This is a genomic window from Janthinobacterium rivuli (assembly GCF_009208735.1).
Taxonomy (GTDB): Bacteria; Pseudomonadota; Gammaproteobacteria; order Burkholderiales; family Burkholderiaceae_D; genus Janthinobacterium.
Genome location: NZ_WFLJ01000007.1, coordinates 89,721 through 112,396, shown reverse-complemented (window position 1 = coordinate 112,396; position 22,676 = coordinate 89,721). Strand labels below are relative to the sequence as shown.

Below are 22,676 nucleotides of genomic sequence, written 5' to 3'. Positions count from 1 at the left end.
TTTTTTTGACAGGACGATTGTGCTGGTATTTCGACGTGTTTGCGATGTTGCCTTACTATTAATTATTCTGCTGGGCGGCCCGGCCGCAGCGGCGCCTGCGCCCACCCTGCGCTTCGACCAGCTCAGCGTCGACCAGGGCCTGGCGCAGGAATCGGTGCTGGCCATTGCCCAGGACCGGCAGGGCTATATGTGGTTCGGCAGCCAGTCTGGCCTGAGCCGCTACGATGGCTACCGCATGGTCGTCTACAAGAATATCGAGGGCGACAAGACCAGCCTGGCCGACAACTGGGTCGGCGAGCTGCATGTCGATAGCCAGGGCCAGCTATGGGTCGGCACCGACAATGGCCTGGACCGTTTCGACGCCGCCAGCCAGACCTTCATCCATTACGTCCCGGCCGAAAAGAGCAAGCGCGGCAACGGCAACCGGCATATCCACGCCATTCTCGACGATGGCGCGCGCGGTTTCTGGATCGCCACCTCGGACGGCTTGCAGCATTTCGACCCCGCCACGGGCCACTTCCGCACCTGGCACCATGAAGAGGGCAATCCGCACAGCCTGGGCGACAATGAAATCAAGGCGCTGGCGCTGGACGCGCAACAGCGCCTGTGGATCGGTACCGTCACGGGCCTGGACATGCTGGCGCCGGGCAGCGAGCGCTTCGAGCATTTCACCGTCGACACGCAACCGGGCTCGAAGTACAACGTCATCCAGTCGCTGCTGATCGACCGCCAGCAGAACCTGTGGATCGGCACCATGGCCGGCGCAGAGCGCTGGCGCCTGGGCGGCGCCGGCCAGCCGCCGCAGGCGCGCGTGCGCTTCGGCGAGAAGCATGGCTTTTCCGCCATCCGCGTCGCCAGCCTGTACCAGGATGTCGACGCCACCGTCTGGCTGGGCAGCAATGCCGATGGCCTGTTCCGCTGGCAGCCCGCGAGCGACACCTTTCTGCAGTACCGCCACCAGACGGGCGACAAATTCAGCGTCGCCGACAATCAGCTGTCGTCGCTGTACCGCGACCGCGCCGGCACCTTCTGGGTCGGCTCCTGGTACAACGGCGTGAGCCGGGTCGACCTGGGCAGCGGCGGCTTTTCGCGCATGGCGCGCGCCCCCGCCGACGTGGGCGCGCTGGCGGACAAGAAGGTGCGCGCCGTGGCCGACGCGGGCAATGGCAAGCTGTGGCTGGCCACCAAGGGCGGCTTGAAACTGTACGACACGCGCGACGGCAGCTCGCGGCTGTTCGACCTGCGCAGCTCGCCCGGCATGTCGCGCGACGAGCAGGTCACCACCCTGTACAAGGCGCCGGACGGCACCCTGTGGGTGGGCGGCTCGACGGGCTTGCACCGTTTCGATCCCGCGCTGAGGCGCTTCTTCACCATGCGCTTTGCCGCCGGCGACCCGAACAGCGACACCATCCGCAACGTCGTGAGCGACCGCAGCGGCATGCTGTGGGTCTCGACGCGCGGCGGCGTGCACCGCTTCGATCCCGCCAGCCGCCGTTTCACCACCTACCGCCACGACCCGGCCGATCCGAACAGCCTGTCCGACAACATGGTGCGGCCCGTGCTGGAAGACGGCAAGGGACGGCTGTGGATAGGCTCCTTCCACGGCCTGGACTTGCTTGACCGCGCCAGCGGCCAGTTCCGCCATTTCCGCCACGATCCGCAAAACCCGCATAGCCTGAGCCACGACGAGGTGCATTTCCTGCACGAAGACAAGCGCGGCGTGCTGTGGGTGGGCACGGCCAATGGCTTGAACCGCATGGACGTCGACGCCAAGGGCGAGATCCGCTTCCGGCGCTTCCTGCGCAAGGACGGCATGGCCGACGACGCCGTCGCCAGCATCCTCGGCGACGACAACGAGCAACTGTGGCTGAGCACCAACAGCGGCATCACGCGGCTCGACATGCGCAGCGGCCTGTTTCGCAACTACGACAGCGCCGATGGCACGGTGGAAGGCTCGTACTTCGACGGCGCGGCCCTGCGCGCATCCGATGGCACCATGTATTTCGGCGGCTTCAACGGCATGACGGCGTTCGTGCCGCAGGATATCCACGACAACCGCGTGCCGCCGCTGGTGGCCATCACCGAGCTGCAGATCTTCAACAAGCCGGTGGCCATCGGCCGCGGCGAGTTCGCGCACGTGCTCAAGGCGGCGATCGACCATACGCGCAAGCTGGTGCTGACCAGCCGCGACAGCGTCTTTTCGCTGGAATTCGCGGCCCTGCATTTCGCCGCGCCCCAGCGCAATATGTTCGCCTACCGGCTCGAGGGCTTCGACCAGGACTGGGTCATGACGGATGCGGGCCGGCGCTTTGCCACCTACACCAACCTCGATGCGGGCAACTACGTGTTTCGCGTCAAGGCGGCCAACAAGGACGGCGTGTGGAACGAGAGCGGCGCCATCCTGGCCATCACGATCCTGCCGCCGTTCTGGAAAACCTGGTGGTTCCGCACCCTGATGGCGGCGCTGCTGCTGGGCGTAGTGTATGGCGCGTACCGCCAGCGTGTGCGCGCGCTGCGGCATCAGCAGAACGAGCTGGAAAAACTGGTTGGCGAACGCACGGCCGAGTTGCAGAGCAAGGAAATCGAAGTGCTGGCCCAGTCGGAGAAGCTGGCGCAAGTGAACAACAGCCTGACGAAGAACGAGGAAAGCCTGCGCCAGGCCAAGCGCAAGGCCGAGGATGCGACGCGCCAGAAGTCGGAATTCCTGGCCAATATGAGCCACGAGATGCGCACGCCGCTGGCCGGCGTGATCGGCATGCTGGGCTTTGCCCTGCGCGACGAGCAACTGCACGACGCCACGCGCGAGCAAATCCTGCGCGGCCAGGCCAATGCCCAGTCGCTGCTGGTGATCATCAATGACTTGCTCGATTTTTCCAAGATCGAGGCGGGCAAGCTGAGTATCGAAAACATCGACTTCGCGCTCGGCGCGGCGATCGAGGCCGTCGTCAGCCTGTTCGAGGAGCAGGCGGCCGCGCGCAGCATCGGTTTCGCCATCGATTTCGCGCCCGACCTGCCACCGTTCGTGGTGGGCGACCCGACCCGCTTGCGCCAGGTGCTGGTCAACCTGGTCGGCAATGCCTTCAAGTTCACCCAGCGCGGCGGCGTCAGCGTGAGCGTCGAGCGGGCCGGCGTGGCCAGCGGCAGCGGCGGACGCAAGGTCAACCTGATCCGCTTTACGGTCAGCGACAGCGGCATCGGCATCGACGCCGATGCGATGGCGCGCCTGTTCCAGAAGTTCGAGCAGGCCGACGCCAGCACCACGCGCCGCTACGGCGGCACGGGACTGGGCCTGGCCATCTGCCGCCAGCTGGTCGAACTGATGGAAGGCGAGATCGAGGTGGCCAGTACGCCGGGGCAGGGCAGTACCTTTGCCTTCACCCTGCCGCTGGCCGATGGCGTGGCGCCGCCGCTGGTGCCGCAGGTGGCGCTGGCGCCGCACAGCCACCAGCTGCGCGTGCTGTGCGCGGAAGACTTCCCCACCAACCAGATCATCATCCGCGTCATGCTCGAAGAGCTGGGGCACCGGGTCGACGTGGTCGCCAACGGCGTGCTGGCCGTGGCGGCCTGTGTACATACGCGCTATGACCTGATCCTGATGGACGGGCGCATGCCGGAGATGGATGGCGCCACGGCGACGCGCCTGATCCGCGTGGGCGGCTGGCCCGACCAGCCCGTGCGCGACCAGGAACTGATGATCGTGGCCCTGACGGCGAATGCCAGCGAAGAGGACCGCAGCCGCTATCTGGGCGTCGGCATGGATGATTTCCTCAGCAAGCCGGTGGACGAGGCGGCGCTGCATGGCTTGCTGGCGCGCGCCATCGAGCGCCAGCTGCAGCGCGGTTTCATGTTGCCGCGCATGCCGTCGAACGCGCCGCGCGGCGTGGCGCGGGGGCAGGCCGAACTCGATGCCTTGTTCGGCATCGCGCCGGCGCTTCCCGTCGCGGCGCCTGCGCCATCCATCCGCAGCGGCGAACTGCAACGCCGCATCCGCGTCGCCTTCGTCGCCGATCTGGAGGGACGCCTGCGCGAACTCGACACCGCCCTGGCGGCGCAGGACAGGGACAATGCCGGGCGCCTGCTGCATGGTTTGAAGGGCAGCGCCGCCTATCTCGATGAAACGCAGCTGCACATGCTGTGCACGGAGATGGAAGAGGCGGCGGACGGCGGACGCTGGACGCAGGTGGCCTTGCATTTGCCGCAATTGCGCGCACTGTTGGCGCACATAGCCGTTTCGGGCAAGGAAATGTAAAATAGGCAATGCCGGCCATCGAACGCGCGGCGAAACTGGGTAGAATACGGCAGGCACCCTGACGCTGCCGCCAATGGAGAACGCAATGAAAGTACTGGTGGTTGACGATGATGTCGTGTCGCGCATGGTATTGATGCATCTGATCGACAGTTGCGGCGTGCACGATATCGTGGAAGCCGAAGATGGCGCGGCGGCGTGGGAGCAGCTCGAAGGCGGCTTGCGGCCCGCGCTGTGCTTTTGCGACTTGCGCATGCCGCGCCTGTCCGGCATGGAGCTGCTGCAGAAAATCCGCTCCGACAGCGCGCTCGACGCCATGCCGCTGGTGCTGGTCTCGTCGGCCAATGACCAGGACACGGTGCGCGACGCCGTGCAGGCCGGCGCCGCCGGCTACATCGTCAAACCCTTCCAGCCGGAGCAGGTGCGTCAGCATATCGACGCCTGCTTCGACGTCTCGGCCTTGCCGGCCGAGGCGCCGCGCGACACCCTGCAGCGGCTGGGCATCGACAGCGAACGCCTGCTGGCCTATCTGACGGGCTTCCAGGGACAGATAGTCGCCGCCGGCGCACAGGTCGACGCCTTGCTGGCGCGCGGCGAACCGGCCCAGGCGCGCCAGCAGCTCGAACGGCTGCACCTCGGTTGCCGCACCCTCGGCTTGCATGGCGCGGAAACTGGCATGATGGCCCTGCTGCAGGCATCGGTACTCGATGGCGACCAGATACAGGCGGCCCTGGCCGCGCTGGCGCGCAGCGTGGCGCAGCAGGCGCGACTGCTGCGTCAGCAGGACGGGATCGACTGAATCTGCTGTTTTTCGCTTGCCGGGAAAATACTTTAGGTTTAAAGTATCTGCTTCCGGGCCATGTGCACGCGCCCGCTACCCGCCAGGATGAGCATGAGCAGCGACCCTTCGCCTACCAACGCATCTCCCCAGGACGACTTTGCGCGCACGCATTTGCCGCCACGCGCGCTCTGGCCGCAGCTGTGCCTTGATTTGCCCGAGCTGCGGTATCCGGCGCGCCTCAATTGCGTCGCCGCGCTGCTCGATGCGGCCGTGGCCAGCGGCGACGGTGCACGCACCGCCATCCTGGCCGACGGCCAGCGCTGGACTTACGACGAACTGGCGCGGCAAGTTGACCGCATCGCCCACGTGCTGCGCGGCGACCTGCGCCTGATCCCCGGCAACCGCGTGCTGCTGCGCGGCGCGAATACCCCGATGATGGCCGCTTGCCTGCTGGCCGTGCTGAAAGCGGGCTGCATCGCCGTGCCCACCATGCCGCTGCTGCGCGCGCGCGAACTGTCCACCATCCTCGCCAAGGCGGAGGTGAACGCCGTGCTGTGCGCGCAGGGCTTGCGCGAAGAGCTCAATGGCGTGCCCTGCTTGCCGGCCATGCTGTGCTTTGGCGCCGACGGCGCGGAACTGGAACAGCGCATGGCCGCCCACGATGCGCCCTTTGCCGCATGCGACACGGCGGCCGACGACGTCTGCCTGATCAGCTTTACCTCGGGCACGACGGGCGTCCCCAAAGGCACCATGCACATGCACCGCGACCTGCTGGCCATCTGCGACTGCTTTCCCCGCTCCATGCTGCAGGTGCGCGCCGAGGATATCTTCATCGGCACGCCGCCGCTGGCGTTCACCTTCGGCCTCGGCGGCTTGCTGCTGTTCCCCCTGCGCTTCGGCGCTTGCGCCGTGCTGCTGGAAAAACTCACGCCCGACGCCCTGCTGCGCGCCATTGCGGCCTACGGCGCCACCATCTGCTTCACGGCGCCCACCTTTTACCGCCAGATGGCGCCGCTGGCCGCGCAGCACGATTTGCGCAGCCTGCGCCTGTCCGTCTCGGCCGGCGAAGCGCTGCCGCTGGCCACGCGCGACGCCTGGCAGGCGGCGACGGGCCTGGCCATGACGGACGGCATCGGCGCCACCGAGATGCTGCACATCTTCATTTCCGCCACGGGCGAGGGCATCCGCCGCGGCGCCATCGGCAAGGCCATTCCCGGCTATCAGGCGTGCATCGTCGACGACGCGGGCGTGCCGCAGCCGCCCGGCGTGACGGGCCGCCTGGCGGTGAAAGGCCCCACCGGTTGTCGCTACCTGTCCGACCCGCGCCAGCGCGAGTACGTGCAGAACGGCTGGAACCTGACGGGCGACACCTTCGAGATGGATGCCGATGGCTATTTCTATTACCGCTCGCGCAGCGACGACATGATCGTCTCGGCCGGCTACAACATCGCCGGCCCGGAAGTGGAGGAGGCGCTGCTGCGCCATCCGGCCGTGGCCGAATGCGGCGTGGTCGGGCGCGCCGATGCCGAACGTGGCCAGATCGTTGAAGCGCACGTGGTGCTGAAGGACGGTTTCCAGTCTGGCGACCTGCTGGCGGCCGAACTGCAGGATTTCGTGCGCCAGCAGATCGCGCCGTATAAATACCCGCGCGCCATCCGCTTCCTGCCTTCGCTGCCGCGCACGGAAACGGGCAAGCTGCAGCGCTTCAAACTTCGCACGGATACCGCATGAATATTGTCTGCATCGGCGGCGGTCCCGCCGGCCTGTATTTCAGCCTGCTCATGAAAAAGCAGGACCCCGCGCACCGCATCACCGTCATCGAGCGCAACCGCCCGTACGACACGTTTGGCTGGGGCGTGGTGTTTTCCGACCAGACCCTGGGCAACCTGGCCAATGCGGACGAGCCGACGGCGCGCGCCATCCTGCAGGCGTTCAACCACTGGGACGATATCGAGATCCACTTCAAGGGCGAGACCGTGCGCTCGGGCGGCCATGGCTTTTGCGGCATCGGCCGCAAGCGCCTGCTCAACATCCTGCAGGCGCGCTGCGAGGAACTCGGCGTGGAACTCGTCTTCGAGACGGAAGTGCAGGACGACCAGGCCATCGCGCGCCAGTACGGCGCCGATCTGGTGATCGCCAGCGACGGCTTGAACAGCCGCATCCGCACGCGCTATGCGGCCAGCTACCAGCCCGGGATCGAGCAGCGCCATTGCCGCTTCGTCTGGCTGGGCACGCGCAAGAAATTCGACGCCTTCACGTTTGCCTTCCGCCAGACCCCGCACGGCTGGTTCCAGGCGCATATCTATCAATATGACGGCGACACGTCGACCTTCATCGTCGAAACGCCCGACCACGTGTGGCGCGCGGCGGGCCTGGATGCCATGAGCCAGGAACAGGGCATCGCCTTTTGCGCAGCCCTGTTCGCCGAGGAACTCGATGGCCATGAATTGCTGAGCAATTCGCCGCATCTGCGCGGCTCGGCCCAGTGGATCACCTTTCCGCGCATCGTCTGCCGGCAATGGGTGCACCGGCAAGATGGCGTGCCCGTCGTGCTGATGGGCGACGCCGCCCACACGGCGCATTATTCGATCGGCTCGGGCACCAAGCTGGCGCTGGAAGACGCCATCGAGCTGGCGCGCTGCTTCGGCCAGCATGCCGACGCCGCTGCTGGTACGGATGCGGCGCTGGCCGCCTACCAGCAGCTGCGCGCCATCGAAGTGCTGAAAATCCAGAGCGCGGCGCGCAATTCCATGGAGTGGTTTGAAAACGTCGAGCGCTACAGCGCCATGGAAGCGCCGCAGTTCGCCTATTCCATGCTCACGCGCAGCCAGCGCATCTCGCATGAGAACCTGCGCCTGCGCGACCCCGCCTACGTGGCCGATTACGAGCAGTGGCTGGCGCGCCGCGCGGGTGAACAGGCGGGCGTGGAGGTGCCGGACAGCCCGGTGCCGCCCATGCTCACGCCCTTCCGGCTGCGCGGCGTGCTGCTGAAAAACCGCATCGCCGTCTCGCCGATGGCGCAGTACAGCGCCGTCGATGGCGTGGCCGGCGACTACCATTTGATGCACCTGGGCGCGCGCGCCATGGGCGGCGCGGGCCTCGTGTTTGCCGAGATGACGTGCGTATCGGCCGATGCGCGCATCACGCCCGCCTGTCCCGGCATGTACAGCGAAGCGCACACGCAGGCCTGGCGCCGCATCGTCGATTTCGTGCATGCCAACAGCGACGCGAAGATCGCCCTGCAACTGGGCCACGCGGGGGCGAAAGGCTCGACGCGGCCCATGTGGGACGGCATCGACCAGCCGCTCAGGGAAGGCAACTGGCCGCTGATCTCGGCCTCGGAACAGCAATACCTGGCCGGCGTGTCGCAGGTGGCGCGCGCGGCGCGGGAAGACGACCTGGCGCGCATCGAGCAGGACTTCGTGCGTGCCACGCTGGCCGCGGCCGTCGCCGGGTTCGACTGGCTGGAACTGCATTGCGCGCACGGCTATTTGCTGTCGAGTTTTATCTCGCCGCTGACCAACCGCCGCACGGACGAATATGGCGGCAGCCTGGAAAACCGCTGCCGCTATCCGCTGCGCGTGTTCCGCGCCATGCGCGCCGCCTGGCCGCAGGATAAACCGATGAGCGTGCGCATCTCGGCCCACGACTGGGTCGAAGGCGGCATCACACCCGACGATGCGGTCGTCATCGCGCGCCTGTTCAAGCAGGCGGGCGCGGACCTGATCGACTGTTCCTCGGGCCAGGTCAGCAAACTCGAACAACCCGTGTACGGACGCATGTTCCAGGCGCCGTTCGCCGACCGCGTGCGCAATGAGGCCGGCATCGCCAGCATGGCCGTCGGCTCGATCTTTGAAGCCGACCACGCCAACAGCATCATCGCCGCCGGGCGCGCCGACCTGTGCGCCGTGGGCCGCCCGCACCTGGCCAACCCGGCCTGGACCCTGACGGAAATGGCGCGCATCGGCTACAGCGGCGCAGGCGCTGGCGCGATTTGGCCGAAACAGTACCGGCCGGGCCAGCAGCAGCTGGAGCGCAATCTGCAGCGCGAGCGCCAGCTGGCCGCCGCCAGCACGGGCCTCACCCCGCAACAGGTGGCCGCGCGGCTGCTGGAAGGATGACATGAACAAGGAACGAATGGACGGCGCATTGGCCGGCAAACACGCGTTGGTGACGGGCGCCGGCAGCGGCATCGGCTTCGCCTGCGCGAGTGCCTTGCTGGACGCGGGCGCCCGCGTCACCCTGGCCGGGCGCGACGGCGCGCGGCTGGCGCGCGCGCGCATGCAGCTGGAAGAGGCGGGCCATGCGGGCAGGGTGGCCATCTGCGTGCTCGACGTGGCCGTGGAAGCGGCGGTGCAGGCGGGCTTCGCGCAGGCCGCCGCGCATTTCGGCCGCATCGATATATTGATCAATAACGCGGGCCAGGCGCATGCGGCGTCGTTCGCCAAGACGGACGCCGCCATCTGGCAGCGGATGCTGGCCGTGAACCTGACGGGTGTGTTCCACTGCTGCCAGGCGGCCATGCCGGCCATGCTGGAAGCGGGCTGGGGGCGCATCGTCAACGTGGCGTCGACGGCGGGCCTGAAGGGCTATCGTTACGTCAGCGCCTATGTCGCCGCCAAGCACGGCGTGATCGGCCTGACGCGCGCGCTGGCGCTGGAAGTGGCGCCGCACGGCGTCACCGTCAACGCCGTCTGCCCCGGCTACACGGAAACGGAGATGGTGGCGCAGGCCGTGCAGAACATCGTGCGCAAGACGGGGCGCGGCGAAGACGCGGCGCGCGCGGAACTGGCGGCCAGCAATCCGCAGCAGCGGCTGGTGCAGCCGCAGGAAGTGGCCGATGCGGTGGCCTGGCTCTGCCTGCCCGCGTCGGCCGCCATGAATGGACAATCGATCGCCGTCGCCGGCGGCGAAGTCATGTAACCGAATGAAGACCATGGATAAAGAAACCGATAACGTGCAATACGAACCCGTGCTGGACCTGGCGAGCCGGCTGACGCAGGACCACCACCAGTCGCTCAAGCTGTGGCTGCGCATGCTCTCGTGCACCGTGAAGATCGAAAACGAGGTGCGCACGCGCCTGCGCGCCACCTTTGGCATCACCTTGCCCCGTTTTGACTTGATGGCGCAGCTCGAGCGCTTCCCCGAAGGTTTGCGCATGGGTGAACTGTCCAAGCGCATGATGGTCACGGGCGGCAATATCACGGGCATCACGGACCAGCTGGAGCAGGAGAAGCTGGTGGCGCGCGTGGTCGACCCGAAGGACCGCCGCTCCTACAGCGTCAAGCTGACGCCGGCCGGCCGGCGCGCGTTCGACGAGATGGCGCGCGTGCACGAAGGCTGGATCGCCGAACTGCTGCACGGCGTGACGCCGGACGACAAGACGCAATTGATCGACCTGCTGTCGCACATGAAGCAGCAATTGAATAACACTACCCTCAAGGACTGAGCATGCGCCATCTACCCGGCCAGCCGCAAGACCTGCCAGGCAACCGCGCCAGCCTGGCCGGCTACGCCGCGCGGCATTTCCTGTTTTCCGTCGAAGGCGGCGTCGCCACATTGACCTTGCACCGGCCCGAGCGCAAGAATCCGCTCACCTTCGATTCGTATGCGGAATTGCGCGAGCTGTTCCGCGCGCTGGCGCATGCGGACGACGTCAAGGCCGTGGTGATCACTGGCAGCGGCGGCAATTTCTGCTCGGGCGGCGACGTGCACGACATCATCGGCCCGCTGACGCAGCTCGACATGCCCGGCCTGCTGGCGTTTACCCGCATGACGGGCGACGTGGTGAAAGCCATGCGCGCCTGTCCGCAACCCGTCATCGCCGCCATCGACGGCATTTGCGCGGGCGCCGGCGCCATGCTGGCGCTGGCTTCCGACATCCGCATCGGCACGGCGCGCAGCAAGACGGCCTTCCTGTTTACCCGCGTGGGCCTGGCCGGCTGCGACATGGGCGCCTGCGCCTTGCTGCCGCGCGTGATCGGCCAGGGCCGCGCCGCCGAACTGCTGTACACGGGGCGCTCCCTGGCCGGAGCCGAGGCCGAACGCTGGGGCTGGCTCAACCGCCTGGTCGAGCCGGAAGAACTGGCCGAGGCGGCGCGGCTGTTCGCCGCCGGCCTGGCCAGCGGCCCCACCTTCGCGCACGGCATGACGAAAAAAATGCTGCAGCAGGAGTGGAACATGGGCGTCGATGAAGCCATCGAGGCGGAAGCGCAGGCGCAGGCCATCTGCATGGCCACCAACGATTTCCACCGCGCCTATCACGCCTTCGTGGCGAAGGAAAAACCCCGGTTCGAGGGCGACTAAGAAGATGAACAATACACGCGACACGACTTATCTGGACTGGCCGTTTTTCGACGCGCGCCATGCCGAACTTGAACGGCAGCTCGATGCCTGGGCGACGCTGCACCTGGACGACGGCCATGGCGCCGACGTCGATGCGGCCTGCCGCGCGCTGGTGGCGCAACTGGGGCAAGGCGGCTGGCTGACATACGCCACCGGCACCGATGGCAAGATCGACACGCGCGCCATTTGCCTGATGCGCGAAACCCTGGCGCGCCACAACGGCCTGGCCGATTTCGCCTTCGCCATGCAGGGTCTTGGCTCCGGCGCCATCGGCCTGTTCGGCAGTGCGCAGAACAAGGCGCGCTATCTGCCCGACGTGGCCAGCGGCAAGCGCATCGCCGCCTTTGCCCTGTCCGAGCCGCAGGCTGGCTCCGACGTGGCGGCCATGGCGTGCGCGGCGCGGCGCGACGGCGACGAGTATGTGCTCGACGGCGAAAAGACGTGGATATCGAACGGCGGCATCGCCGACTTTTACGTGGTGTTCGCCCGCACTGGCGAAGCGCCCGGCGCGCGCGGCATCAGCGCCTTCATCGTCGACGCCGACAATCCCGGGCTGGAAATCGCCGAGCGCATCGCCGTGATCGCGCCGCATCCGCTGGCGCGCCTGCGCTTCAGCCAGTGCCGCGTGCCCGCGTCGCAGCGCCTGGGCGAGGCGGGGCAGGGTTTCAAGGTGGCGATGGCGACACTCGACGTGTTCCGCACCTCGGTGGCCGCCGCCGCGCTGGGCTTTGCGCGGCGCGCGTTTGACGAAGCGCTGCGCCACGCGACCAAGCGGCAGATGTTCGGCCAGACCCTGGCCGACTTCCAGCTGACGCAAGCGAAGCTGGCGCAGATGGCCACCGGCATCGACGCGGCTGCCCTGCTGACTTACCGCGCCGCCTGGCAGCGCGACCAGGGCCGCAAGGTGACGAAGGAAGCGGCCATGGCCAAGCTGACGGCCACGGAAACGGCGCAGCAGGTGATCGACGCGGCCGTGCAGCTGTTCGGCGGCATGGGCGTGGTGAGCGACCATCCGGTCGAGCGCCTGTACCGCGAAATTCGCGCCTTGCGTATCTACGAGGGCGCCAGCGAAGTACAGCAATTGATCATCGCGCGCGAACTGCTGCGCGAGGCGGGACACGCATGAACGGCAACAACAAGGAGAACACGATGCAAGTGCTGCAACCAGCGGGATGGGCCAGGCCGCGCGGCTATGCGAACGGCGTGGCCGCCAGCGGACGCACGGTGTACGTCAGCGGCATGATAGGCTGGGATGCGCAGGGCCAGTTTCATACGGACGACTTCGCGGGACAGGTGCGCCAGGCGCTGCAGAACGTCGTCGCCGTGCTGGCCGAGGCGGGCGCCTTGCCCGAGCACATCGTGCGCATGAACTGGTATGTGCTGGACAAGAAGGAATATGTGGCGGCATATCCACAAATCGGCGTCGCCTACCGCGAGCTGATCGGCAAGCATTTTCCGGCCATGACGGCGGTGCAGGTGGCGGGACTGATCGAGGACAGAGCGAGGGTGGAGATCGAAGTGACGGCCGTGTTGCCGGGCTGAATTTCTACGATGAAATATTGCGTATTGGCATCTAAAGAATAAATATAAAAACATTATCTGTCGTGTTATATTTGGCAACCGGAAAATACACCGGTTTTAAATACTGACAGTCGAGGTTGATGATGCGCAATAATTTTAGAGTGGCAAGAAGTATGGTGTTGGCCGTGGCCGGTATGGGTTTTTGCCTGGGCGCGCAGGCGGGATCCGGTACGTCGCTACTCGCCCCCGGCTATCAGGCGCAGCTGGAAACCTGGCTCGGTGAAGGCCGTCTGGCGTTGACGAATATTTATACCAAGGCGACGGGCGATACCTCTGTGAACTTCCATAAGGCATCGGATGGAAAGGGGCGCACCTTTTCGGTCATGGAAGCACGTAATGAGTCCGGGCAAACCTGGCTTGTTGGCGGTTACAATCCTCAAAGCTGGAATTCTTCGGGCACTTATAACATGACCCCGGAAGACAGTCAGCGCACGGGGTTTATCTTCAACTTGAGCACTGGACAACGTCACGTGCAGACACCGAAAGGCTATGCGCTCGATTCGATTGGCGCCTACCAGACTTTCAATGATATCAATGCTGGCCCCACGTTTGGTATCGGTGCCGATCTTGGGGTTTCTGCGGACTTGACGTCGAGGGGCGTTTCATATCGCTATTCCTACCTTGATCCGGTTGCCGGCGTTTTTGGCATCAGCCTGCTCGATGGCAAACCATATTCCACGCACCCGAACGTGACCTTTGGCGCGATCCAGGTCTTTTCCATCAGTGCCATACCCGAGCCGGCAAGCTACGCCATGACGCTGCTAGGCCTTGCTCTGATCGGTGGCATGCAGGTACGCAAGCGCCATCGGCGCCGCGGCGTGGCCTGATTCCGTATTGCTCATCGCCGTTGTTGCACTCTTGCGGACAGTCGGATGCGGCATCGGCGTGTCTGTCGCCATGCCTTGCCCAGTCCAGGGAGGAGCGGTTGTGTGCGCCAAGAGCTCAATAAACGGTGCTGCTGCAATGGCTAATTCTCAATGGTTTATATCCCACCAGCATGATGAAATTGCTATAATTTCATTATATTTCTTTAGAAATTCTTGCGTGAGTCAACTTCCTTTTCTGGGATAGCGTTGTGTTATTTAACTCTTTTCCTTTTTTTTTGATCTTTCTGCCCCTGGCATTGCTTGGGTATTTTTTGTTGTCAAAATACTCACTTCGTCTATCCATCATCTTTCTGCTGTTCGCCTCGATTGCATTCTATTGCTACTGGGATATTTCATTCCTCCCCCTGTTGGCATTGTCTATCTGTAGCAACTTCTCGATTGGCCGGGGTATTTCGCAGCGCCAGGAACAAGGCAGGGCGCGCAGTGCCAAGGCTTGGTTGATCGCAGGATTGGTTTTCAATATGTCCTTGCTGATATTCTTCAAGTATTTTGATTTCTTACTTGGCAATATTGCAGCGCTGACGGGGGCGCAGATCGAGCCGATCGGCATTACCTTACCAATCGGAATATCCTTTTTTACCTTTACACAAATTGCCTATCTGGTTGATTGTCACGCAGGCAAGGTAAAGGATTATCAGCCTGAAAGCTATGGCTTGTTCGTCACTTATTTTCCGCACCTGATTGCCGGTCCCATCTTGCATCACAAGGAAATGATGCCGCAATTCGTGGCACCCGAATCGCATGTTTTCAGCCGCGGGCGGTTGGTCGTGGGATTGTCGTTTTTTACAATAGGATTATTCAAGAAGGTGATTCTTGCGGATGGCGTGGCGCGCTATGTGGGGCCTGTGTTTGATTTGCACCACGAACATTTGAGCATGTTGGAGGCCTGGGCTGGCGCGTTAGCGTACACCTTCCAGCTGTATTTTGATTTTTCAGCTTATTCCGACATGGCATACGGTCTGTCGTATATGTTTGGAATTATCTTGCCGATCAACTTCAACTCACCGTACAAGGCTGCTTCCATCATCGATTTCTGGCGTCGATGGCATATTACCTTGTCCAATTTTTTGCGCGATTATCTATATATTCCCTTGGGTGGCAACCGTTTGGGCGCTTTCCACCGCTATCGCAACCTGTTGTTGACGATGTTGTTGGGCGGGCTGTGGCATGGCGCCAACTGGACGTTTCTGGTGTGGGGGGGGCTGCATGGTTTTTACTTGATTATCAACCATGCTCTACGACATATTCTGGCAGGGCGCAGCAATTTGTTAATTCGTGTTAGCGGTACCGTCATCACTTTCTGTGCGGTTGTGCTGGCCTGGGTCTTTTTTCGAGCCAGTTCGGTGACTGTGGCGGTTGACGTGTTGCACGGCATGCTGGGCGGCACGCTGACGCCGCAGATGCGTGACGGAGCGTTGGGAGTGAATCGGATCATGGAACTGGGAAACTGCCTGTGGTGGCTGGTGGCCTGCGCGACGATAGCCTTTTTCCCGCCGAATGCCTATCAGTTACTGGGACGCGGTTTGCGGCGTGAACAAGAGTTGTGGCTGAGCGGCGGTCGTGGCGAGCTCCTACTTGGCGGCATGTTGATGCTGTGCTTATTCTTGTTGGCGATCAGCGAGACGCGTGGTGTATCCGAATTCTTGTACTTTAATTTCTAACTAATCCTATGCGCTCCCTATTCGTGATCGGCCTCGGTGTCATGGCCACGGCATTGGTACTAGAAGTCTTCCTGCAATGTATGCCAGTTGTATCGGGCTTGCGCATGGAGGACAGCAGCCTAGCTGTGCCTTTCAACCGCTATCTGCCGCGGCAGCATTACGTCTACTCACATGGCTGGGCCATGGCAAATGCCCAGCGTGGTGTGACGAACTTGCAGGGATATGCCAATTCCGCCGAGTTCCAGGATGGTGCCGCCGTACTGGTTGTCGGTGACAGCTTCATTGAAAGCCTTATGCTGAACTATGAAGATACTGTGCAAGGCAATCTGGAGAAGGCATTGGGCGGCAAGGTCTATGCCGCTGCCAGTTCAGGCAACGGTCTGGCCGACGCCCTGGAGATGGTGCGCTACCACCAGCCGCGCCTGCACCCGCACAATGTGGTGCTGTTTGTCGATTCAGGAGATCTGAGCGACATGCTGGCGCCGGCCCAGCGCGGGCACAATAATTTTGTGGTTACCGCGAACGGGGTGACGGTCGCCCATAATCCCTATGTTGAATCGAAGGTCAAGCGCCTGGTGTCGCATTCGGCGCTGGCGCGCTATGTATATTACAACCTGAAGCTGTCAGATTGGATCATGTCCAAGGTGCGGCGCAGCGCGACGACTGCTGCCGCGGCGACGGATCCGGATACCGCGCGCGTAGCGGCGATGGATTATTACCTGACCCAATTGCGCGAAGTGGGTGGGGGGGCGGCAACACGGTTTATTTTTCTGGTTGACGGTGATCGCAAGGCATTGTATGGCCCTGGCCCGGTCAACTCCATGTGGCGAGGCGATGACCGCGAGTTTTTTATGGCGCACGTCAGAAAGCATGGTTACGCGGTGATCGACATGCAGCCTGTGTTCGCTCAGCATTGGGCGTTGCGGCGCGAGCGCATGGACTTCCTGCCTATGGATGGCCACTGGAACAAGGTGGCGCATCGTCTGGCAGCGCAACAGATATTACCTTTGCTGAATACGTCCCCTCCGTTGCCAGCGGGGCGGCAGCCTCTCGTGAACTGATGCCGTCCGATATTGCCGGCCTTGGCTAGCCGGACTATTAATAGGCAAGACTAGACTGTATAATGCCGCTGCGCGTGTCGCCATCGTACAATGGATAGTACAAGGTCCTCCTAAGACTTAAATGCAGGTTCGATTCCTGCTGGCGACACCACGTTTCCACGCAACGCGCGTCGGCAGCCTGTGATCATCCAGGCGGTAGTTACTGGTCGATGGCGATTGAAGTCCAGGTTATCGGTACAATGCGTGCTTCATTCATCTAATCGGCGGCTGTTTGGCACACCACGCGGTGTGCGCGAGACGGCGCCCGAGCACTCTTACTCATTATGGCTGTCATTTCTCTTTCATCGGCGCAACTTGCGTTCGGTCACGTCGCGCTGCTCGATCACGCGGAATTCTCACTGGAAACCTCGGAACGGGTCGGCTTGATCGGCCGCAACGGCACGGGCAAATCCTCGCTGTTGAAGGTCATTTCGGGCAAGTTCAAGCTCGACGACGGTTTGTTGGTGATGCAGCAAGGCATCAAGATCGCCTATGTGGAGCAGGAACCGCACTTCGACCCGGAGATGTCCGTGTTCGACGCCGTCGCTTCCGGCATGGGCGAATCGCAGGCGTGGCTGAAGGAATACGATGCGCTGACGGGCCAGTTTGGCCAGGGCAATGACGACGAACTGATGGAACGCATGCACGACATCCAGGTCAAACTCGATGCGGCCGATGCGTGGAGCTTGCCGAACAAGGTGGAAACCGTGCTCGATCGCTTGAACCTGACGGGCGACATGCTGATGAAAACCCTGTCCGGCGGGATGCAAAAGCGCGTGGCGCTGGCGCGCGCGCTGGTGTCGGCGCCCGACGTGCTGCTGCTCGATGAGCCGACCAACCATCTGGACTTCAGCTCCATCCTGTGGCTGGAAGGCTTGTTGCGCGACTTCAAGGGCAGCGTGCTGTTCATTACCCATGACCGCTCCTTCCTCGACAACGTCGCCACGCGCATCATCGAGCTCGACCGCGGCCGCTTGCTGTCGTATCCGGGCAACTTCACGGCGTACCAGACCCGCAAGGCGGAGCAGCTGGAAATCGAGGAAGTGGAAAACGCCAAGTTCGACAAGTTCCTGGCGCAGGAAGAAGTGTGGATACGCAAGGGCGTCAAGGCCCGCCGCGTGCGCGACGAAGGCCGCGTGCGCCGCCTGGAAGCGCTGCGCCTGACGCGCAATGCGCGCCGCGAACAGCAGGGACAAGTCAAGCTGGACGTGTCGGCCGGCGAACGCTCGGGCAAGATCGTGGCGGATCTGGAAAACGTCTCGAAGATTTATGGCGACAAGGTCATCGTCAAGGATTTCAGCGCCACCATCTTGCGCGGCGACAAGGTCGGCCTGATTGGCGCCAACGGCGCCGGCAAGACCACCTTGCTGAAGATGATCCTCGGCCAGGAAGAGTCGGACACGGGCACCATCCGCCTGGGCACCAAGCTGCAAGTGGCGTATTTCGACCAGATGCGTACGCAGCTGAACGAAGAGGCGAACCTGATGGAAACCATCGCGCCGGGCAGTGATTGGGTCGAGATCAACGGTCAGCGCCGTCACGTGATGACGTATTTGAACGACTTCCTGTTCGCACCGGAACGCGCCCGTTCGCCCGTCAAGTCGCTGTCCGGTGGCGAGCGCAACCGTTTGCTGCTGGCGCGTCTGTTCGCCAAGCCGGCCAACGTGCTGGTGCTCGATGAGCCGACCAATGACTTGGATATCGATACCCTGGAATTGCTGGAAGAGTTGCTGGAAGAATACACCGGCACCGTCTTCCTCGTCAGCCATGACCGCACCTTCCTCGACAACGTCGTCACCCAGGTGATCGTCGCCGAAGGCGAGGGCAAGTGGCGCGAATTCGTCGGCGGCTACACGGACTGGGAGCGCGTGCGCACCTTGCCGATCGCCACGGCGCCGGCCAGCAAGCCGGCCGTCAAGGTCGAGGCTGCCGCACCTGCCGCCAAGCAGAAAAAGCTCAGCTACAAGGAACAGCGCGAGCTGGAAGAGTTGCCGAAGCTGATCGCCAAGCTGGAAGACGAGCAATCGGTACTGGCCGCCGAGCTGTCGCACCCTGACTTCTACAAGAAGACGCCGGCCGAAGGCAAGCGCCTGAACGCGCGCGTGGCCGAGATCGAAGGCGAACTGCTGGAAGCGCTGGAAAAGTGGGAGCAGATCGAGGCGCGCGCCAACGGTTGATTGTTTTCTGCCTCTTTTGTTGTAATTAAGTTAGGATTACTTGCCACGGCAACGGTTCAGCTTGATATAATTATATAATTATATTTATTACATCGGAGGATGCATGTTTGTCATGAAAAACACGCGATCCGGACCACGGCGTCCGGCGCGTGGCTTCACCTCCGGTGCGCATCAGCATGTTTGACCGCGCCGCCTTGCCCCGCGTAGCGCCATTCCTGGCCTACCTCTCCTTCATCTTCATCGCCGACATGCTGGGCCGGGCGGGCTTTGCCGCGCAGGACTTGCGCTGGCTGTACGCCGTCAAGATCGGCGTCGTGCTGGGCATGTTGTTGTACTGGCGCCGCAGTTATACGGAACTGGCCTGGACGAGACTCGGTGCGCGCGCCACTGCCGTGGCCATCGCCGCCGGGTTTGTTGTTTTTCTGCTGTGGATTCATTTGAATGCAGGCTGGATGGTGATCGGCAGTGCCGACGGCTTTGATCCGCGCAATGATGGCCAGATCGAGTGGAGCCTGGTGGTCTTGCGCATCGCCGGCGCCGCTCTCGTGGTGCCCGTGATGGAAGAGCTGTTCTGGCGCTCCTTCCTGCTGCGCTGGATCGACGCCCCTGATTTCCTGAAATATCAGCCACGGCTGGCCAGCGCCAAGGCGTTTGTTGTCAGCGTGGTACTGTTTGGGTTCGAACATAATTTGTGGCTGGCTGGCATCGTTGCCGGCGCCGCGTATAGCTTGCTGTACATGCGCAGCCAATCGCTGTGGTCGCCCATCCTCGCCCATGGCGTGACGAATGGCGTGCTGGGTCTCTGGATTGTTTCCGGTGGACACTGGACTTACTGGTAATATTGCCAACCAACTGTTTGCTCTTTCAAAGACAATACCCATGTTGAATTCCTTGAGTAAAAATAAGCGTCTTCCAGGCACTTCCGACTCGGCGCATCCATGTTTGAGTCGCCTCTCCACCGCTGTGCTAATGCTTAGCGGTGCTGCGTTCAGCCTACCGGTCGCTGCGGCATTCAGTGACACCATCGCACCATTTGTCGCCACTTCGTATTCGTATGACGATAACCTTTTTCGCTTGCCCGATAATTCTCCGGGTTTTGATGGCGCTCGCTCGGACACCTCGCGGCAAGTACAAGCTGGCTTCCTGGTCAATCGCCCGATCGGGCGTCAATTGCTGACTGGGCAGATGAAGTGGTCACGCGTATCGTTCGATCATTTTAATCAGCTGGATTACAACGGCAAAGATTACCTCGGTGATCTGGAATGGCATATCGCTAATCACCTGGAAGGTCACTTGGGGGCGAGCTATGCGCAGACATTGACACCATTTAATGACTTGCGTACTACCGATCGAAATTTGCGAGTGGTGCGGCGCGAATATGCCAATGGCACCTGGCGTTTTCACCCGCGCTGGCGGGTACGTGGCGGTTTCACGCGCGAGCGCTATACCTATGACTCCATCGCGCAACGCTACGCTGACCGTAGCGAAAACGCGACGGAATTGGGCATGGATTACCTGGCACCCAGCGATAGCCGAATTGGCCTGCAACTGCGTCACTTGAAGGGCAGCTTTCCAAATCGTACCAATTTGAATTTCGCTGGCATTGAGCAGGGTTACGAGCAGGATGAGATCAAGGCCAATATCTATTGGCGCTTTAGCGGGGTTACCCAGCTTCAATTGTTAGGGGGGTGGGTCAAGCGCAAGAACCAGGTATTTTCGGGGCGTGATTCCAGCGGTGCGAATGGCAGGGCGATCATGTATTGGGCGCCGCTGGGAAAAGTTCGTTTCACGGGCAGCTTGTGGCATGAATTTGCTGCGGTGGAAAACTCCTTGATTACCAGTAGTTTGAATAATGGCGCCAGCCTGGCTGCAGCGTGGGATATTTCTGCCAAGGTGCGCATGGATGCCCAAGTGCGGCGTGAGAAGCGCGATTTTTCGGCCGCAAGCGGCTTGGTGTTGCCGGGAGATATCAGCGATTCTACGCGCACGGCCTCGCTGGGAGTGACATATGCCCCGCGGCCGAATATCCAGCTTGGGATCAGCGCCTTCCGGGATGCACGTAGCGGAGCTCCTATCATAAATACTGGCAGTTATCATGCCAAAGGCATTTCGTTCAATGCCAGTGCCCAGTTTTAAATAGCATCATGACGGTTAACGATATACCCCTGATTTCGTTTTTCCAGCGCATACTTGACCCATTGATCATAATGGGGACGCTGTATATGCTGTCCGCCCTATCCGGCGCGCCCTTTACCGGTTACTCGCTGGTATTGATGATCCTTGCGTTTTTTATTTCATCATCCGTATTCCAGTATGTCGATCCCTATCGCACATGGCGCAGCGGTCGCATGCTGGCCTATGCCCGCGATATTTTTGTCAGCTGGGGCATCACGGCCCTGATCCTGGTATTTCTGGGCTCGGCGACAGGGCTGGCGTATCATTATGACCACAATCTGGTGCTGGCCTGGTTCCTGTTGACGCCGTTTGTATTGCTGCTCAGTCATCTGGCCGCTCGGCGCATGGTGGCCGATCCCGGACGCGACAGTGAAGTGCGCTCGGTCGTCATCATCGGCGCCAACGATGCCAGCCTGAAATTTGCCGCCACCGTCGAGCGTAATCCGAACCTGTTCATGAGCGTGCGCGGCTTTTTTGACGACCGCACCGATGACCGCTGGCCCGAGAAAATGCGCGAGCCCATGCTGGGCAAGATGGCCGATATCGCTACTTATGTGCGCGAACACAATATCAAGATGATATTCATCAGCCAGCCTATTTCGGCCCAGCCTCGCATCCGCAAGATGCTCGATGAATTGCAGGATACGACGGCGTCAGTGTATTTTTTGCCGGATATTTATATCTTCGATTTGATGCAGGCACGTTTCGACAATGTGGGCGGCATGCCGGTGATCGCCATCCGCGAGTCGCCGTTTACGGGTTTTAACAGCATGGTCAAGCGGGGCAGTGACATCGTGCTGGGCTTGTTGATCCAGATTATGCTGTTGCCAGTGATGTTGGTCATCGCCATTGCCGTCAAGGTAACGTCGAAGGGGCCGGTGATCTTCCGCCAACGGCGTTACGGCCTGTATGGCGAGGAAATTATCGTCTATAAATTCCGCTCGATGACTGTCAGCGAGGATGGGGCGACAGTGATCCAGGCTACCAAGAACGACCAGCGCGTGACCCGCATCGGGGGCTTTTTACGTAGGAGCTCGCTTGACGAATTGCCACAATTTATTAATGTACTGCAAGGGCGCATGAGCATCGTCGGTCCGCGCCCGCACGCGGTGGCTCATAACGAGCAGTATCGTAAGTTGATCAAGGGCTACATGCTGCGCCATAAGGTTAAGCCTGGGATTACGGGGTGGGCGCAAGTGAATGGTTTGCGCGGTGAGACGGAGACCTTGGACAAGATGGAGGCGCGCATCCATTTTGATCTCGACTATTTGCGCAACTGGTCGTTATGGCTCGACTTGTGGATAATCATGCGCACTATAAAGGTTGTGCTCAAACGGGACAATGCTCATTGATTTGAGTTTTGATGAGCAATATGCTGTGGGAATATTTTTTGCGTAAGATCAATACGAGTTAGAATAAATAAAGCATACGAAGTGTGAGTCTGGCTCACACTGGATAAATCAGGCGGTGATGCAATGACCGATATGAGGCAGGCACCACAACATCGTGCGACGGCACTCGGCGGCGCCTTGCTTGCCAGGCCGTTATGCTGGGCATTGGCCAGGGGGGCGCTCTGCCGCACTTGGCCACTGGCTCGTTTTTTTGCTTCGGCGCAGCTTGTTAAAGTCAGGCTCATTCCTTCCTGCACACCTCGTGTACAAATTTGCTTCCTGCGTACAGCATGCAAGCCAACGTCGTTTATCACTCACAAGAAGTGCTATTC

At 62.1% G+C, this 22,676-nt stretch carries 16 protein-coding genes and 1 tRNA gene; all 17 read left to right on the top strand.

Going from position 1 to position 22,676, the window contains the following annotated elements:
- Positions 1-19: 19 nt before the first annotated feature.
- Entirely contained in the window at positions 20-4,249 is a 4,230-nt protein-coding gene (locus GCN78_RS10975; protein ID WP_226939576.1) for a hybrid sensor histidine kinase/response regulator, read from the top strand.
- An 85-nt stretch (positions 4,250-4,334) separates the two neighbouring features.
- The gene (locus GCN78_RS10970; RefSeq protein ID WP_152251738.1) at positions 4,335-5,045 is read left to right on the top strand and encodes a response regulator; all 711 of its coding nucleotides are present in this window, start codon (positions 4,335-4,337) and stop codon (positions 5,043-5,045) included.
- A 93-nt stretch (positions 5,046-5,138) separates the two neighbouring features.
- A complete protein-coding gene (locus GCN78_RS10965) occupies positions 5,139-6,758 on the top strand; it encodes an AMP-binding protein (protein ID WP_152251737.1) in 1,620 nt (539 codons plus the stop codon).
- A complete protein-coding gene (locus GCN78_RS10960; protein WP_152251736.1) occupies positions 6,755-9,148 on the top strand; it encodes a bifunctional salicylyl-CoA 5-hydroxylase/oxidoreductase in 2,394 nt (797 codons plus the stop codon). The genes GCN78_RS10965 and GCN78_RS10960 overlap by 4 nt, the downstream gene beginning before the upstream one ends.
- Before the next feature lies 1 nt (position 9,149).
- The gene (locus GCN78_RS10955) at positions 9,150-9,950 is read left to right on the top strand and encodes an SDR family NAD(P)-dependent oxidoreductase (protein ID WP_152251735.1); all 801 of its coding nucleotides are present in this window, start codon (positions 9,150-9,152) and stop codon (positions 9,948-9,950) included.
- 13 nt (positions 9,951-9,963) lie between these two features.
- The gene (locus GCN78_RS10950) at positions 9,964-10,476 is read left to right on the top strand and encodes a MarR family winged helix-turn-helix transcriptional regulator (RefSeq protein ID WP_152251734.1); all 513 of its coding nucleotides are present in this window, start codon (positions 9,964-9,966) and stop codon (positions 10,474-10,476) included.
- 2 nt (positions 10,477-10,478) lie between these two features.
- Positions 10,479-11,333, top strand: coding sequence for an enoyl-CoA hydratase family protein (locus GCN78_RS10945; protein WP_152251733.1), 855 nt, complete (start codon positions 10,479-10,481; stop codon positions 11,331-11,333).
- Positions 11,334-11,337: 4 nt separating this feature from the next.
- Positions 11,338-12,498, top strand: a complete 1,161-nt coding sequence (locus GCN78_RS10940) for an acyl-CoA dehydrogenase family protein (protein WP_152251732.1) — start codon at positions 11,338-11,340, stop codon at positions 12,496-12,498.
- Positions 12,499-12,521: 23 nt separating this feature from the next.
- A complete protein-coding gene (locus tag GCN78_RS10935; protein WP_152251903.1) occupies positions 12,522-12,914 on the top strand; it encodes a RidA family protein in 393 nt (130 codons plus the stop codon).
- A 119-nt stretch (positions 12,915-13,033) separates the two neighbouring features.
- Positions 13,034-13,780: a PEP_CTERM-anchored TLD domain-containing protein gene (locus GCN78_RS10930; protein WP_226939575.1), complete on the top strand. Its 747-nt coding sequence runs from the start codon at positions 13,034-13,036 to the stop codon at positions 13,778-13,780.
- A 248-nt stretch (positions 13,781-14,028) separates the two neighbouring features.
- Positions 14,029-15,501, top strand: a complete 1,473-nt coding sequence (locus tag GCN78_RS10925; RefSeq protein ID WP_152251731.1) for an MBOAT family O-acyltransferase — start codon at positions 14,029-14,031, stop codon at positions 15,499-15,501.
- An 8-nt stretch (positions 15,502-15,509) separates the two neighbouring features.
- On the top strand, positions 15,510-16,562 hold the full coding sequence (locus tag GCN78_RS10920; protein ID WP_152251730.1) for a hypothetical protein: 1,053 nt from the start codon (positions 15,510-15,512) through the stop codon (positions 16,560-16,562).
- 76 nt (positions 16,563-16,638) lie between these two features.
- Positions 16,639-16,713: transfer RNA gene (locus GCN78_RS10915), tRNA-Arg, on the top strand.
- A 172-nt stretch (positions 16,714-16,885) separates the two neighbouring features.
- The gene (locus tag GCN78_RS10910) at positions 16,886-18,778 is read left to right on the top strand and encodes an ATP-binding cassette domain-containing protein (protein WP_152251729.1); all 1,893 of its coding nucleotides are present in this window, start codon (positions 16,886-16,888) and stop codon (positions 18,776-18,778) included.
- Positions 18,779-18,927: 149 nt separating this feature from the next.
- Entirely contained in the window at positions 18,928-19,617 is a 690-nt protein-coding gene (locus GCN78_RS10905) for a CAAX prenyl protease-related protein (protein ID WP_226939574.1), read from the top strand.
- 40 nt (positions 19,618-19,657) lie between these two features.
- Positions 19,658-20,914 carry an XrtB/PEP-CTERM-associated polysaccharide biosynthesis outer membrane protein EpsL gene (gene epsL / locus GCN78_RS10900; protein ID WP_226939573.1) on the top strand — a complete coding sequence of 419 codons (1,257 nt, stop codon included), beginning with the start codon at positions 19,658-19,660 and terminating at the stop codon, positions 20,912-20,914.
- Between the two features lie 8 nt (positions 20,915-20,922).
- Positions 20,923-22,305: an undecaprenyl-phosphate glucose phosphotransferase gene (locus GCN78_RS10895; protein ID WP_152251728.1), complete on the top strand. Its 1,383-nt coding sequence runs from the start codon at positions 20,923-20,925 to the stop codon at positions 22,303-22,305.
- The last annotated feature ends 371 nt before the right edge of the window (positions 22,306-22,676 follow it).

Coding starts and splice junctions, on each gene's coding strand:
- GCN78_RS10930 (WP_226939575.1), top strand. CDS start 13,034: ATGATGCGCAATAATTTTAGAGTGGCAAGAAGTATGGTGTTGGCCGTG.
- GCN78_RS10945 (WP_152251733.1), top strand. CDS start 10,479: ATGCGCCATCTACCCGGCCAGCCGCAAGACCTGCCAGGCAACCGCGCC.
- GCN78_RS10910 (WP_152251729.1), top strand. CDS start 16,886: ATGGCTGTCATTTCTCTTTCATCGGCGCAACTTGCGTTCGGTCACGTC.
- GCN78_RS10965 (WP_152251737.1), top strand. CDS start 5,139: ATGAGCAGCGACCCTTCGCCTACCAACGCATCTCCCCAGGACGACTTT.
- GCN78_RS10955 (WP_152251735.1), top strand. CDS start 9,150: ATGAACAAGGAACGAATGGACGGCGCATTGGCCGGCAAACACGCGTTG.
- GCN78_RS10920 (WP_152251730.1), top strand. CDS start 15,510: ATGCGCTCCCTATTCGTGATCGGCCTCGGTGTCATGGCCACGGCATTG.
- epsL (WP_226939573.1), top strand. CDS start 19,658: ATGTTGAATTCCTTGAGTAAAAATAAGCGTCTTCCAGGCACTTCCGAC.
- GCN78_RS10960 (WP_152251736.1), top strand. CDS start 6,755: ATGAATATTGTCTGCATCGGCGGCGGTCCCGCCGGCCTGTATTTCAGC.
- GCN78_RS10970 (WP_152251738.1), top strand. CDS start 4,335: ATGAAAGTACTGGTGGTTGACGATGATGTCGTGTCGCGCATGGTATTG.
- GCN78_RS10935 (WP_152251903.1), top strand. CDS start 12,522: ATGCAAGTGCTGCAACCAGCGGGATGGGCCAGGCCGCGCGGCTATGCG.
- GCN78_RS10950 (WP_152251734.1), top strand. CDS start 9,964: ATGGATAAAGAAACCGATAACGTGCAATACGAACCCGTGCTGGACCTG.
- GCN78_RS10895 (WP_152251728.1), top strand. CDS start 20,923: ATGACGGTTAACGATATACCCCTGATTTCGTTTTTCCAGCGCATACTT.
- GCN78_RS10940 (WP_152251732.1), top strand. CDS start 11,338: ATGAACAATACACGCGACACGACTTATCTGGACTGGCCGTTTTTCGAC.